Origin of the sequence: Paraburkholderia sp. WC7.3g, from assembly GCF_050436345.1 — a bacterium.
GTDB lineage: Bacteria > Pseudomonadota > Gammaproteobacteria > Burkholderiales > Burkholderiaceae > Paraburkholderia > Paraburkholderia podalyriae.
This window is the reverse complement of sequence record NZ_JBNDMA010000001.1, coordinates 99,767-113,634: the sequence shown is the minus strand read 5'-3', so window position 1 is coordinate 113,634 and position 13,868 is coordinate 99,767. Positions and strand designations below refer to the sequence as shown.

Genomic DNA, 13,868 nt, shown 5'->3' with positions numbered 1-13,868 from the left:
TTATCGATCGATACGCTCGTGGAGGTGTTCGATGTCCAAGTCGCACAAGCAGCATGACGGAGGTAAAGGAGAGGCGGCAGCACTCGCTTCGCTCAGCCCGTTCGAACTCAAGGACGAACTCATCAAGGCAGCCGGCGGCGGTGCCGTCGAGCGGCCGGCGAATGCTTCGATGCTCAACGCGGGGAGGGGAAACCCGAACTTTCTCGCCACCATTCCGCGACACGGCTTCTGGCAACTGGGTCTGTTCGCGATGCGTGAATCCGAGCGCTCATTCGCCTACATGCCCGAAGGAGTCGGCGGATTTCCGAAACGCGACGGGCTCACGGAACGGTTCGAATTGTTTCTTCGTGAGAACAGGGGGGTCGCTGGAATCGACTTTTTAGCCAGTGCCGTTTCGTATGTCCGGGACCAACTGGGGCTGCCCGCCGGGGACTTCCTGTACGAGATGTGCGAAGGCATTCTGGCGTCGAACTACCCCGTGCCCGACCGCATGTTGAAACTATCGGAAGTCATCGTCGGCCATTACCTGCGTCGCGAGATGATCGGAAAGCATCCGTTCATTGGCGAGTTCGACATCTATGCCGTCGAGGGCGGGACGGCAGCGATGACGTATATCTTCAATACGATGAAGCAGAATCACCTCATCAAGGCGGGAGACACCATTGCTTTGGGGCGGCCTATCTTCACCCCTTACATCGAGATACCCAGGCTCAACGACTACCAGCTCGAAGTGGTGAACGTGGACGCCGATGTCGCCAACAATTGGCAGTACTCGAACCAGGAACTCGACAAGCTGCGCGACCCGAAGGTGAAGGCGTTTTTCCTCGTCAATCCGAGCAATCCGCCGTCGGTCAAGCTTAGCGATGAAAGCCTCCAGTACATCGCGGACATCGTCAAAGAGCGGCCTGATCTGATATTGCTCACCGACGACGTCTATGGGACGTTTGCGGACGACTTCGTGTCGCTCTTCGCTCTCGCACCGCAGAATACGATTCTTGTCTACTCGTACTCCAAATATTTCGGCGCCACGGGCTGGCGGCTCGGCACCGTTGTCACGCACAAGGACAACGTGCTCGACCGGCTAATCGCACAGCTTCCAAACGATGCGAAGAAGGAATTGCATCACCGGTATGAGTCGATTACCACCGAGCCGGACAAGCTCAAGTTCATCGACCGTCTCGTGGCGGACAGCCGCACGGTCGCGCTGAACCATACAGCGGGGCTTTCTACGCCGCAGCAGGTACAGATGGTTCTGTTCTCGCTGTTCTCACTGATGGACACGCCAGACGCGTACAAGAAAGCCCTCAAGCGGCTCATCCGCGCCCGCAAGCGGGCGTTGTACCAGGAGATCGGGATCTCCTTCAAAGACGATGACCTGAATCAGGTGGATTACTACTCGATACTGGACCTGCATTTCCTCGGCGGCCGAACCTATGGCAATGAGTTCGTCCAGTGGCTGGAGCAGAACACGAAGCCGTCGGAACTGCTCTTCCGACTGGCGAGCGAGACAAGAGTCGTCGTCCTTCCCGGGCTCGGATTTGGAACTCAGCATCGCTCCGGGCGAATTTCGCTAGCCAACCTGAACGAGTCGGATTACCGGAAGATCGGACGCGCAGTGCGAGCGCTGATGGATGACTACGTCGAGCGCTATAACGCTGCTACCGGGAAGAATCTGGAGAAGGGGAAAGTGCTGTAGTCGTGATATCGCCGGGCGCCGTCGCAATGTAGGTCATCGCGGCGGCGTCAGTGACGCGCGTAGGGCGGCGTGAAGCCGCTTGTGATGACGAATCGATGCGCCGTGCCATTGAGCGCCACGGAGATGCGCGGGACTGACGACGCGATGGACACCTTCAATCTCCCTGCGCTAGCGCGCATCGGCACTATCTGGCTGTGACGATGTGGATAATGGCCTGGCTGTGTCCGGCGTGCCCGACTGCTGCGCGGGCGGCGCGTCGTGACTGCCGTCCGGCGTCGTCGTGCGAAGCAGGACAATATCCCGTTCGGGGTCCGGCATGGCGATGATCGCGTGCAAGGTCACTCTTGTCGCCCAGCACATATCCGATGGCGTAACTTTCGAAGGGTTCGATGCGTAGAACACGAACCGTTCGATGTCCGTCTGATCGCCGCCAAGCTCGGCGACCACCGATCGCGAGAATTGACTAACGGCGGCGGCATTTTACTGCGGCGTCGGCACGGGGACGGGCCGGTCCGATGCCTTGTTGGCGAGAACCCGGTAGAGCAGACTGAAGTACTGATCGACGTCGGACTCTGTCATCTCGAGCAGCGAGACGCGGTTCATCACCGCGCTCATGTTGGACAGACCAAAGCAGTTGACCAGAACCAGTTCGCCCAGCTTTTTGATCGTAACCACTCGTCGGTCCAGGGGAACCGCTGTCAAGACACAACGGTCGTTCGCCATGGAGTATCGGCGTGCGCCAGGCCACGCACGTGTGCAGCAGTCTGAAGGGAGTAATGCGGCGGCCACGGTAGGTAAGAACTGTCGAATAAAGGTTTGCGCCAGCATTTGCGCCGCGACAGTATCTGCAAGGAGCCGTGAGCGGCGCTCGGAAAGTCATTTCCTTAAGCACGGAGCGAGGCTTTTCCATGTCACGGTCACTGGAGCGAATCGCCGCAGCAAACCTGCTTTCGCTCGATGAGAAAGGCCTACGCTAGCCCTGCTTGCGCTCAGCTCATGAACGGGCTCAGTTCTCGTTGGGGCGATCAGCCTGTGCGATCAACCCTAGAACTATCACTTTGACGGAGTTGGCCACGCTCGCCTCAGTCCTTTTTAATTGCACGCCCTGCGCTGAAGGCACGCTTCTCGTCGAGATCGCAATGAGACCAAGGTCTCATTGCGATAGACCAGACCGCTAACCAAACTTGAGCCGGACAGCCACGTGGACCGTCGTCGTGACGGGCATGGGTGCGGGACTGTATTCAACAGACAGTTGGCAACTGAAGGAAACGTTATGGGCTCATCTTCGATCAGTACGGACTGATGGCCGGTTCGGAAGTTGGGGGGCGAAGACACCCAGGATGACGGTGCGCTGACGCTGCCGCACCATGCGCACCCAAGGGTTCTGATCTGGCGTTTGGGTGGCCCTGGTTGAACAGATGACCGTGCCGGCGCGGGAGAGCGGACAGTCGCAACCGCAAGCCGCGGTTTCGCAACCTGTTTCACAGGTGACCGAATGGATCACGGGAAACTCATCGCCTGCCACGACTGCGATCTCCTGCAGCGGGAGGTGGCTGTGCCGGAGGGCGGCGGTTTGCGATGCCGGCGCTGCCGGGCCCCGCTGTGGCGCGAGCTCCCCAACAGCCTCGATCGCGGACTCGCGCTGTCCATCGCCGCAGTTGTACTCTTCGCAATTTCAAACGTGTATCCGATTGTCGGTCTGTCGGTTAATGGGACTGTCGTTGAGACGACACTCCTGGGCGCTGTGAGCGCGCTGTACCACGATGGGAAGTGGCCAATTGCGGGACTGGTGTTTGCAACCACGGTCCTGATGCCGATCTTGCAGACGGTGAGCATGCTATGGCTACTAATACCACTCAAGTTTGACCGTGTACCTTGGGGCGGTCCGGCCATATTCCGGCTGTGCCATCTCTGCCAGCCTTGGGGAATGACCGAAGTACTGATCCTCGGTTTGCTGGTTGCCCTCGTGAAGTTGTCCGCGATCGCAGGCGTGGTGGTGGGCCCCGCGCTGTGGTCGTTTGGGCTACTTGTGTTCGTATTGGCGGCGGCCGGATCAGCTTTCGACTCGCGCAACCTGTGGTCGCGCGTCACCGCCGTTGAGCACACGGGCGCGGAGCCAGGCCTGGACGGGGCGTCACTGCAAGGTGCGGTTACCGCAGCACGATGCGGTCTCGCGCGGTGTCACGATTGTGGACTGCTCGCAAGCGCGCAGGTCGTTAATGCTCACGCGTTCCACTGCCCTCGCTGTGGTGCGACGGTGCACCTGCGCAAGCCAGCAAGCCTGTCGCGCACGTGGGCCTTCCTGATTGCCGCGATTGTGATGTATATCCCAGCCAACATGTTGCCTGTGATGTACACGAACTCGCTCTTCGGGACAGAGAACGACACGATCCTCTCTGGCGTCGTCTACCTCTGGACATCCGGATCCTGGCCGCTGGCGATCGTCGTGTTCGTCGCCAGCATCGCTGTTCCGATGCTCAAGATCCTCGCACTCGGATACCTGACGATCTCGACGCAGATGCACTCGCGCTGGCACGCCGTCGAGCGCACACGGATCTATCGAATGGTCGAGTTTGTGGGGCGCTGGTCGATGCTCGACATCTACGTGATCACGATGCTCGTCGCGCTCGTGCAGTTCCAGGCACTTGCGACGATCCAGGCCGGTAACGCGGCAATCGCGTTTGGCGCAGTGGTGGTGCTGACGATGTTCGCGGCGATGGCGTTCGATGCCCGCCTGATATGGGACGAAGTGGAGCAAGATCATGTCAGGACTCGAGAAAAAGCCTGATTTTCCCGACGCGGAGCCTGTGCCGCGGTCGCACTGGCGCCTGCAAGTAGTGTGGCTCGTACCCATCATCGCGGTCCTGATCGGAGGGTGGCTCGCTGTCAAGGCGGTTATCGAGAAGGGGCCAACGATCACGATTGGCTTCGCAACCGCTGACGGTATTGAGGCGGGCAAGACGAAGATCAAGCTCAAGAACGTCGATATCGGGGTCATCAAGACCGTAACGTTGACCCCCGATAGCACGCGAGTCATCGCGTCCGCGGACATCAACAAAAATGCGACGAAACTGCTCGTCGACGACACCCGCTTCTGGGTCGTCCGCCCACGCATATCCGGCGGGACAGTGTCCGGCATCGGCACGCTTCTGTCCGGCTCCTACATTGAAATGGACAAAGGCAAATCGAAGACCGGACGTCGCGACTTCATCGGTCTCGAAGTCCCGCCGGTGATCACGAATGATGTGCCGGGGCGCGAATTCGTCCTGAAAAGCACGAATATGGGCTCGCTCGATGCCGGCACGCCGGTGTTCTTCCGACGGCTGCAGGTCGGACAGATATCCAGCTACAAGCTCGATCCTGATGGACACGGTGTGACGCTGCGCGTATTTATCAACGCGCCGTATGACAGGTTCGTTCTTGCGGATACTCGCTTCTGGCACGCAAGCGGCGTCGACGTGACAGTCGGGTCGAATGGCATCCAGGTGAACTCGCAGTCGCTCGTGTCGATCATGATCGGCGGCGTGGCATTCGAGTCGCTGCCGGGCGCGGTCGACGAGGCCGTCGCTGCGAGCGACTCAACCTTTACGTTGTTCCCAGATCGGGCTGACGCGATGAAGGCGCACTATCACGTCGTCGAAAAGTACGTTGTGAACTTCACGGAATCGATTCGTGGATTGACCGTGGGCGCGCCGGTCGACTTCCGTGGCATTGTGGTTGGCGAAGTGACAGCGATCTATACAAATTTTGATCCCAAGACGGAGAGGTTGACCATTCCAGTGGAAATCAATCTGTATCCGGAACTCTTCGCGTCCCACTATAAGACCAACACGGGCACTGGCGCCGGCGGCCGCCTGAGCAACAATCCTCACGCGCTGCTGGAGCACCTCATCGCAAAGGGAATGCGTCTCCAGCTTAAAACGGGCAATCTGCTGACCGGGCAACTGTACCTGACCGCCGAATTCTTTCCCAACGCGCCAAAAGCCACGGTGAACTGGGCGTCATCACCTCCTGAGCTGCCGACCATACCCGGTAACCTGCAGCGGCTTCAGGACAACGTCACGGAACTCCTGGCGAAGCTGAACACGATTCCGTTTGAAGCGATTGGCAAGAATACGCAACAGACGCTGTCGAGTGCGAAGACGCTGCTCGACCAACTCGACACCGAGGTTGTCCCGCAGGCGCACGGCACACTCTCCGCGGCCCACGCGGCGCTTGACTCGGCCAACAATGCGCTGCAGCCGGACTCGGCCCTGCAGCAGAACGCGAACGATGCGGTACAGGAACTTTCGCGCACAGCGACGGCCTTCCGGACGCTTGCCGATTATCTGGAGCAGCATCCGGAAGCGTTGATTCGCGGCAAGCAGAAGGAGACCCAGCCGTGACACGCGCCCTTGTGCCATTCGTTCTGGTCCTGTTTGCAATGTCGCTTGGCGGCTGCGGCAGCTCACCCGCGTCTAACTTCTACCGGCTGAAGCCGGACGCGACACTCATTACCATGGGAACTTCGGTGCCGTTATATGTCGTGGTGAACCCGGTCACGATTCCACAACTAGTTGACCGGCAGCAAATCGTCGTAAGCGTTGCCGACAATCAGGTGTGGCCTAACGAGTTCCAGCGCTGGGCCGAGCCGCTGAAGGGCAATATCCAGCGAACTATCGCTGGAAATCTGGCGGTGCTGCTTGGCTCCGAACAGGTAAGCGTATACGCGGCAGACTCGGGTGGCGTGCCGATATGGCGAGTTCGCGTTGACGTGATGCAATTCGATTCCGTACCGGGGGACACGGCGACTATCGACGCACTGTGGACGATCTGGCCTCCAGGGAAGGCTACTCCGATCGCCGGGCACACGCTCGCACGCGTGCCTGCACAAGGGCAGGCTTACGACGCGCTTGTCGCCGCCCACGATCACGCGCTGGGTTTGGTGAGTCGGGATATCGCAGCGGCGATCCTGAAGAACTTGTTGCGTTGACTGGCGCGGACGTGCGGCTTCGCAGGCGCTGCCAACCTTGGAACAAACCAGGACCCAGCCGCGCCTGCTGACCGAAGGCGAACTCGCCGTAGTGGTCAAGTTCTATCGCGAGAGCCGAAGACGACGTGATCGGACGCAAGATCGACGACACTTACCTTGCGCCGGACAAGTCCTTCATCGAGATTCGCGCGATGCTCGAGGATGGCTCGATCGACATCCTCGCCAAGTTTGGAGATGTGTGCCGCGCGGAATTCGAGTCGCTACGCACACAGCAGTTCTGAATCCTGTCAGCGCGCCGTTCAACGCGGCTTCAGTTCGACGGGCGGATCGGCGCGATAGCCGCCGCCGAGCGCCTTCGTCAATGCAATCTCCTGACCGAGCATCTGAGCGTTGAGCGTGAGCAGCGTCATCTGTTCGGCGATCACAGGCTGCCGCGCCTGGAGCGCCGCCAGGCGGCTGGTCAGCCCTCGTTGATAGTGCGCTTCAACGCTGTCTCGCGCGAACGCAACGGATTCGATCCGTTGCTGCTGCAACCCGGTCTCCGCATCGAGGGCTTGCAGACTGCTGCCCGTCTGCGCGACATCGCGTACCGCATTGAGGACGGCCTGATTGTACTGCTCGATCAACAGGTTGCTGCCCTCACGTGCGCCGCTCAGGTTCGCGTTGAGCTGGCCGCCATCGAAGATCGGCAAAGACAGGCCCGGAATCAGTTCGATCTGCTTGCTTGCGTGTGTGAAGAGGTCGGCGAGGTGCAACGCATTGAAGCCGAAGAATGCCTTGATGTCGAAACTCGGATAGAACGCCGCTTTCGCTGCATCGATCCGGTCGAACGATGCCTCGACGTACCAGCGCATCGCCTGAAGATCGGGCCGCCGGGCAAGGAGTTCATAAGAAAGCGTCGCGGGCATGGCCGCTTGCGGGCGCGGCAACGCAACGGGCTCGATCGGAGGCAAGCCGTTGGGTCCCGCGCCGACCAACGCTCGCAACGATTCGCGAAACTGCCGTATCTGGGCTTGCGCCGAAACGATCTGCCGTTCGATGGCGAGTTGCTGCGCACGGGCTTCCTCGAACTGGGTTTGGGGCTCCAGGCCGCGCACCGCACGCGCGTTGTGTGTTTCCACGGAGAACACCGCTACCTCGTGCGATTCGTTCAGCAAATCGATAAGCTGGTAAGTCGTCTGAATGCCGTAGTACAGCTGCGCGACGTCGGTCGAGATTTCGAGTTCGACGGCGGACGTCTCGGCAAGCTGCGCATTGCTCACGCCGAGCGCCGCGGCGACCTGCGCGCGCTGCTTGCCCCAGATATCGACGTTCAGACTTGCCCCAAGTCCGACGGTGCCCTCGGTGTACCAGGGGCCCGTCGCCCCTATCGCCGGTATGTTCATCGAGTACGCGCGGAGAAAGCCGTTCGCGGAAACGTGCTCTCGATTCAGCGACGCCTGCGCCACCACCTGAAGGCTCGACCCCGCTCTGACAAGCTCGACGTCCGACTTCGCCTGCGCGACGCGGGTTCGCGCAATCAGCATCGTCGGCGCGTCGGCGAGCGCCTGTTCGATGAGCGCGTCGAGCTGCGCATCGCCATAGCGGTCCCACCAGCGTGCCGCGGGCCAACCTTCTCGCGCAAGATGGATGTCGTCAGCAAGATTGATCTGCCCGGGCGAAATCTCGGCATACGGCGTACCGTTTTTGTGGATCAGCGCGCAACCCGGCAGGCCGAGGCACAACGACCACGCGATGCACAGGGCGCAGCGACGCCACGACCCAACACGGGGACCGGATCGCGCGCTCATGTTCGTACGGCCTGCGAAGAGGACGCCGTGACGGGTGCCTCGATGCGCCAGTCCGGCAGCCCCGCTACCTGCCGCGACAGGTCTTGCGCTGCGGCGATGAGTGGCACGTCGGCGGGTTCGAGAGGCTGCGCGGCGATGCCGATGCCGATGCGTTCGGGCGCGTGGGCGACAGGCGGATTGGCGGCAAGATCGTCCGCGTATCGGTTGATTTCCGCGCTGGCCTGGTCCTGAACGGCGCGCGCTGCATGGTCCATTTGCGGACTTGCCAAACCAGCTTGTGCCGCCAGCGTGTTCTTCAGCGCATTGCCGGCGAGCATGATCTCGCGGCCTTGCGCGAGGACGGTTTGTGCACGCAGTGTCAGTTGGGCCGGCTCCCCTTCCTGCCAGCCGGGCTCGAGTGCGACGCGCGACAACGTCGCCTCGCAGTCGGCCAGCGTGGCCCATGCCTGCAGCTGGCGCTGCTCAGCGGGCAATTCATCCCGTATCTCGACGCCCGCCTGTGGCGCGCGCAACTGCCTGGCGATGGCGCGCAGCATCGTCGCGAGTTTTTGCCGCAGCACGTCGCCTTCGCCCTCGCGCCAGAACGACATCTGCACGAAGGTCGCCACGCCGACACCCAGCAGGACGCCAACGATCCGGTCGCGGATTTCAGTGAGATTGCTGGTCGGCGCGAACTGTTCGAGCAACGCGAGCGAGAAGGCGAGAATCAGCTGGACGCCCGCGTAGCTGATCCGTTCGGAACCAGCGGATATCCAGGCGGCGAGCGCGACGACGGGCAAGGTCATCAGCAGCAGGCCGACAATGTCGTCGAGGTGCGGAATCACGAACACGACCATGAATAGCGCCACCGCGCTGCCGATGACCGCCCCGGCGACGCGCAGCAAGGCCCGCTGCATCGATGCGCCGAGGCTCGGCAGCGCGACGGCCACGCACGTCAGCATGATCGTGTGAATGCCTTGCCAGTCGACCGCGTTGTAGAACACGTAGCAGACCAGCACGGCAAGCAGGGTCTTCAGCGAAAAGCGCATGTACGCTGGATTGCTCCATGCGTCGGGCGCGACCATCGGTTCGCTCGCGGGCGGTTTGCCGGGTGCGGCGCCGCTCGGATCCAGCTCGGCGAATGCGTGCAGCGCGCGCTGCAATGCGGCTGCGGCGGGAAACGTGTCGACTGCCTTGCGTTCTTCTGGTGTTGCCATGTCGACGTAGCGATAGGGTTCGCCCGACGTCACCGACTCGTCGAGCGCCCTGACGTTCGCGTCCAGTTCGCGCAAGATCTTGAGCCGCGCCGCCGAAGCACCAGCCAACGTATCCGGCAACTCGCTCGCGCCGCGATACAGACGCGACACGGTCGCGATGCACGCAAGCAGCAACGTCTGATGCTCGCGATAGCGCGCGTCACGCATCGTCGTGAACCGCAGCAGCTTCTGCAGCGTCAGCGCGCCTTGCTGGACCGCCGTCAAGGTGATCGGCTCGGCGTTCCTGCCGCCGTCAATCAGTTGCGTCAGCCGCGCTTCCAACGCCGTCAGTTGCCGATGGATTTCCGCCTTGAGCTGCAACTGCGGTTCGACGGGCAATAGCAGCGTATTGACCACCAGCGTCAGCGCGATCGGATAATTGATGGCGACCCAGACCCACAGCACCGCCCGGATCAACAGGTCGGCCTGATCGGTCTGGTCGACGAAGCTCTGCACGTAGATGAGGACGATGGCGACGATGACGAATACGGCGCCGATTTTCAGCACCCGTATCAGGTACACGCTGCCGAAGAACAGCAGACTCGCGACGACGATGCGCAGTAACGGGTAGTCGAACGTGAACTTCAGCAACAGGATCGACAGACCGATCGCGAGCGTCGACCCACCGATGAGCATCAAGCCGACCAGCCGCGTGACCACCACATTCGACTGCGTGACGTAAAACACCACCAGCAGCGACAGCGCGAGCGACGGTACCTCGAGCGTCATCGACGCGACGATCACGATTGCGCTCGTCAAGACGCAACGCAACATCACATTGAGACGCCCGGGAAAAGGCGCAAGCTCGCGCGCGAGGAAAGCGTCGGCATCGCGCAGCGTGACGGGCAGGTAGTCGGCGGCGGCCATGGGCGCTCCTCAGCGGCTTTCGCCGTCGTGGCCGCGCCCAGGGTGCAGCACAGCCACCGCCGATGTCCCGACGCGAAACAGCTCCGGGCTCGGATTGTCGACGCGGATCTTCACCGGGAAGCGCTGCGAGACGTGGACCCAGTTAATCGTGCGTTGAATGCGCGGCAATGCGCCGGGCAATCCAGGGCCGCCTTCATCGGGCGCGACGCCGTAGCTGATCGAGTCGACGCTGCCCTGGAAGCGCTGGCCCGTATCGCTCATCAGAAAGACCGTGGCGGGCGTTCCCGTCCGGATGCCCTTGAGCTCCGTCTCGCGAAAGTTTGCGACCACGTACCAGTGGCGCGTGTCGATCAATGTGAAGACAGGCTTGAGCGCAGACGCAAACTGCCCCGTCGAAGTCTTCAACGACGCGATGCGTCCGTCGAACGGCGCCCGCACGGTCGCATATTCGAGGTTCAGCTCCGCAGACGAGATCTCGGCGATGACGACGGCACGTTGCGCGACCAGCGCATCGACACCGCTCACAGCCGCTGCCGCCTGCTGCGCCTGCAGTTGCGCGGCGCTTAGTTCGGCCTGCGTGGCGCGTTGTGCGGTGCGCGCAAGGTCGACGTCCTCCGCCGACACATAGCCGTGCGACAGCAGCGGCTCCGTGCGGTGTAGCGTATCGGACGCCTGACTGGCTGCGGCTCGCGCGCGCTCGACGGCCGCACGCACCGACGCCGCGTTGTACTGCTGCGCATTGACCGTGCGCTGGGTCAGCTCGATTTGACGGTCGAGCGCGACGAGGGACGCCCGGCCTCGCGCCAGCGCGTCCTGGTACGGACGTGGATCGATGCGAAACAGCAGATCGCCCTGCTTCACCGCCTGGTTGTCGTGCACCGCCAGCTCGACGATGCGCCCGTTGACCTCGGGCACGACGTCGATCGTATCCGCGTAGACATAGGCGTCGTCGGTGCGAGGCGCGCGGTCCAGCTGGCGGACGACGAAAAGCAGCAGCAATAGCGTTACCACCACCAGGATGATGGCCGGCCACTTTCTCTTCGATGTCCTGCTGGCAGTCGTCGCCATCGCATCCACCTGAGGAGATTCAATGTTGGAACAGCGTCAGCCACACAGCGAGTGAAAGGAAGGTGACTAGCGAGGGATATACCACGGCTGAAGGCCCCAGCAGATGGTCGACCTGCAAGCGCTTGAGAATCAGATTGATGACGACCGTGAGCACGACGCCGGCGACGATACAGAACAGCCAGTCGGGAAAGTACGCGCCGAGCACCCCGATGGACGGCGAGTAGGCACACCCGCCCGTCAGAGGGACAGCCGCCAGGGCAACGACGACAAAACGCAGCACACGTATTGTTCTGAAGACCGGCATGCTTCGCTCCAAAGTCGCTCGCGGCAGCGGGATCTGGATCACCCAACCTGAGCCTGCTGGTGCCAGAGGCAGTCAGGCTGTTCGTTGCGCATTCACGGAAACGCACAAAACGCACTGTCGCCAACAACTGTCCATACTATTGCTGCCGGTCACCCTATAGACCACTGAAGGGGTCACCGTAACGGGCGTGTCCGAATTGATCCCGTTCTGTGGATCCAGAACGAGCTCCGCAGGCAGCGGTGGTGACACCCTTGCTCATCCGCCGGAATACCCGCATCAACATTTCGCAGCCGTCGTCTTTTCTGCCGCGTGCGCATGCAGCTTTGGTGGCGTGGCGTTTCCGCCGTGCTCTTCGAGGTATTTGCATGCGCTAATGATGTCGCGCCCCAACTGTTGCGCCACAGTGTGGTTGATGTGCGGCCGGATCACGACCCGCAGGCTCGTCACATCCGTGGCGTTTGGAGGCATCGTGTATGCCGAGAGGATCCAGCCCTTTTCACGAACCTTGTTCGATACGTCGAACTCGTTGAAGTTGGTGAATTTCTTGTTGAGCGTCACGGCAACAACAGGGATGCGCTGAGTCTCGTTCATGATCATGAAATAGCCGCTCTGCACAAGCGTTTCTCGCAGTTCAACGGCATTTTTCAGAGTATGTTCCATGACTCGCTTGTAACCATCGAATCCCATCCTCAGAAACATGTAGTACTGGACGGCGATCTGAAAACCATTGCGGCTGAAGTTCAGCGTCGCCGTTGGCATTTCACCGCCCAGGTAGTTCACGTAGAACACAAGATCTTCGTTGAAAACCTTGCGTTCGCGGAAGACTACCCAGCCCAGTCCGGGCGGCACGAGACCGTACTTGTGCCCGGATGCATTGATCGACTGTACGCGCGGCAACCGGAAGTCCCATTTGTAGTCAGGATAAAGAAAGGGATTGACGAAGCCTCCGGACGCGCCGTCGATATGCATTGGAATCGAAATCCCGGTTTTCTTCTCGTAGCCGTCGAGCCAGTCGTGAATGCCCTGGATGTCATCGTCCTCGCCGGTGAAGGTCTGCCCGGCAATAGCGACTACTGCGATCGTGTTCTCATCGACGTACTTGTCGAGTTCTTCAGCCGTCAGCCGATAGTTGCCCGGCTTCAGTGGCACGATGCGCGGTTCAACGTCGAAGTACCGCAGGAACTTCTTCCACACGATCTGCACGTTGCCGCCCGTCACCATATTGGGCTTGCTTGCATCCTTGCCGTCCGCTTCACGCTTCTGGCGCCAATTCCACTTGTGCGCGAGACCCGCCAACATGCAGGCTTCCGACGACCCGACGGTTGCCGTGCCGTATGGCTCCACGCCATTCGGACCGTTCCATAGCTCATGCAACCACTTCACCATCCGCGTTTCCATCGCAAACAACTCCGGATACATGTCGTGGTCGATGTAGTTCTTGTATATGTTGCGCTTTGCCGTCTCCGCTGCCTCCGGCTCTGCCCACGTGGTGACGAACGACGACATGTTCAGCATCGGATTGGCATCGGTCCATTCGGAACTGATGACAATGGCCGCCGCTGCGCGCGCCGACATACCCGCCTTCGGGAACTCTGCCTCCGGGATCGGATAATTGAATTCGTCATAAGGGGTAATCTTCTCGATCGACGTTTCCATGTGCAGCTCCTTAAGATAATGATGGGTCTTTCGCATGCACGTCATGGCGCTGTAAAGACGCACACGACGGTTCAAAAAATCCGTTACCAAACCTGGTTGCTGTCGAGCTTCTGACCTGTCGGTTGAAAAACTTTAGCTTGTCTGGCTCGGTGGTGATCGACTCGTAACGGGTATGCAATTCCCTTTTCACGTCCTTCGGCGACTCCTCCAGCGGGCGATCCCGCACGTTGTCGCGACCGTGCCGGGACGCCAGCCCGTCGCCACGAAGTTGGGGTTGCGG

At 60.9% G+C, this 13,868-nt stretch carries 11 protein-coding genes and 1 pseudogene; 5 read left to right on the top strand and 7 right to left on the bottom strand.

The annotated features are described in order from the left end of the window. The first annotated feature begins 31 nt into the window (after positions 1-31). Entirely contained in the window at positions 32-1,696 is a 1,665-nt protein-coding gene (locus tag OKW43_RS00580) for a bifunctional aspartate transaminase/aspartate 4-decarboxylase (protein ID WP_429444545.1), read from the top strand. A gap of 480 nt (positions 1,697-2,176) precedes the next feature. Here the strand turns inward: OKW43_RS00580 and OKW43_RS00575 are convergent, their stop codons facing one another. After that, positions 2,177-2,371 carry a hypothetical protein gene (locus tag OKW43_RS00575; protein WP_429444543.1) on the bottom strand — a complete coding sequence of 65 codons (195 nt, stop codon included), beginning with the start codon at positions 2,369-2,371 and terminating at the stop codon, positions 2,177-2,179. A gap of 820 nt (positions 2,372-3,191) precedes the next feature. On the opposite strand from OKW43_RS00575, the gene OKW43_RS00570 reads away from it, so the two are divergent. The 4 genes from OKW43_RS00570 to OKW43_RS00555 all read left to right on the top strand — a co-directional run bounded on the left by OKW43_RS00570 (position 3,192) and on the right by OKW43_RS00555 (position 6,949). Further along, the gene (locus OKW43_RS00570) at positions 3,192-4,484 is read left to right on the top strand and encodes a paraquat-inducible protein A (protein WP_187639165.1); all 1,293 of its coding nucleotides are present in this window, start codon (positions 3,192-3,194) and stop codon (positions 4,482-4,484) included. Further along, positions 4,459-6,081 (top strand): intermembrane transport protein PqiB, encoded by a 1,623-nt coding sequence (locus OKW43_RS00565; RefSeq protein WP_187639166.1) that lies wholly within the window; start codon positions 4,459-4,461, stop codon positions 6,079-6,081. Before OKW43_RS00570 ends, OKW43_RS00565 begins: the two co-directional genes overlap by 26 nt. After that, positions 6,078-6,668, top strand: coding sequence for a PqiC family protein (locus OKW43_RS00560; protein WP_312893002.1), 591 nt, complete (start codon positions 6,078-6,080; stop codon positions 6,666-6,668). The genes OKW43_RS00565 and OKW43_RS00560 overlap by 4 nt, the downstream gene beginning before the upstream one ends. 125 nt (positions 6,669-6,793) lie before the next feature. Then, positions 6,794-6,949, top strand: coding sequence for a hypothetical protein (locus OKW43_RS00555; protein ID WP_429444540.1), 156 nt, complete (start codon positions 6,794-6,796; stop codon positions 6,947-6,949). A gap of 18 nt (positions 6,950-6,967) precedes the next feature. Here the strand turns inward: OKW43_RS00555 and OKW43_RS00550 are convergent, their stop codons facing one another. The 6 genes and pseudogenes from OKW43_RS00550 to OKW43_RS00525 all read right to left on the bottom strand — a co-directional run. Continuing rightward, complete coding sequence (locus OKW43_RS00550) at positions 6,968-8,458, bottom strand: MdtP family multidrug efflux transporter outer membrane subunit (RefSeq protein ID WP_429444538.1); 1,491 nt, start codon at positions 8,456-8,458, stop codon at positions 6,968-6,970. Then, positions 8,455-10,560, bottom strand: coding sequence for an FUSC family protein (locus OKW43_RS00545; RefSeq protein WP_429444536.1), 2,106 nt, complete (start codon positions 10,558-10,560; stop codon positions 8,455-8,457). The genes OKW43_RS00550 and OKW43_RS00545 overlap by 4 nt, the downstream gene beginning before the upstream one ends. Before the next feature lie 9 nt (positions 10,561-10,569). Continuing rightward, positions 10,570-11,628 (bottom strand): multidrug transporter subunit MdtN, encoded by a 1,059-nt coding sequence (gene mdtN / locus OKW43_RS00540; RefSeq protein WP_429444534.1) that lies wholly within the window; start codon positions 11,626-11,628, stop codon positions 10,570-10,572. Between the two features lie 19 nt (positions 11,629-11,647). Next, positions 11,648-11,932, bottom strand: a complete 285-nt coding sequence (locus OKW43_RS00535) for a YtcA family lipoprotein (protein ID WP_187639171.1) — start codon at positions 11,930-11,932, stop codon at positions 11,648-11,650. A gap of 276 nt (positions 11,933-12,208) precedes the next feature. Then, positions 12,209-13,588 (bottom strand): glutamate decarboxylase, encoded by a 1,380-nt coding sequence (locus OKW43_RS00530; RefSeq protein ID WP_187639172.1) that lies wholly within the window; start codon positions 13,586-13,588, stop codon positions 12,209-12,211. Between the two features lie 103 nt (positions 13,589-13,691). Then, positions 13,692-13,855 (bottom strand): annotated as a pseudogene (locus tag OKW43_RS00525) (bifunctional aspartate transaminase/aspartate 4-decarboxylase); the annotation flags it as partial. Positions 13,856-13,868 lie beyond the last annotated feature (13 nt).

Bases quoted from the DNA above. Each gene is read 5' to 3' on its own strand.
- OKW43_RS00580 (WP_429444545.1), top strand. From the start codon at position 32: ATGTCCAAGTCGCACAAGCAGCATGACGGAGGTAAAGGAGAGGCGGCA.
- OKW43_RS00565 (WP_187639166.1), top strand. From the start codon at position 4,459: ATGTCAGGACTCGAGAAAAAGCCTGATTTTCCCGACGCGGAGCCTGTG.
- mdtN (WP_429444534.1), bottom strand. From the start codon at position 11,628: ATGGCGACGACTGCCAGCAGGACATCGAAGAGAAAGTGGCCGGCCATC.
- OKW43_RS00545 (WP_429444536.1), bottom strand. From the start codon at position 10,560: ATGGCCGCCGCCGACTACCTGCCCGTCACGCTGCGCGATGCCGACGCT.
- OKW43_RS00535 (WP_187639171.1), bottom strand. From the start codon at position 11,932: ATGCCGGTCTTCAGAACAATACGTGTGCTGCGTTTTGTCGTCGTTGCC.
- OKW43_RS00530 (WP_187639172.1), bottom strand. From the start codon at position 13,588: ATGGAAACGTCGATCGAGAAGATTACCCCTTATGACGAATTCAATTAT.
- OKW43_RS00570 (WP_187639165.1), top strand. From the start codon at position 3,192: ATGGATCACGGGAAACTCATCGCCTGCCACGACTGCGATCTCCTGCAG.
- OKW43_RS00550 (WP_429444538.1), bottom strand. From the start codon at position 8,458: ATGAGCGCGCGATCCGGTCCCCGTGTTGGGTCGTGGCGTCGCTGCGCC.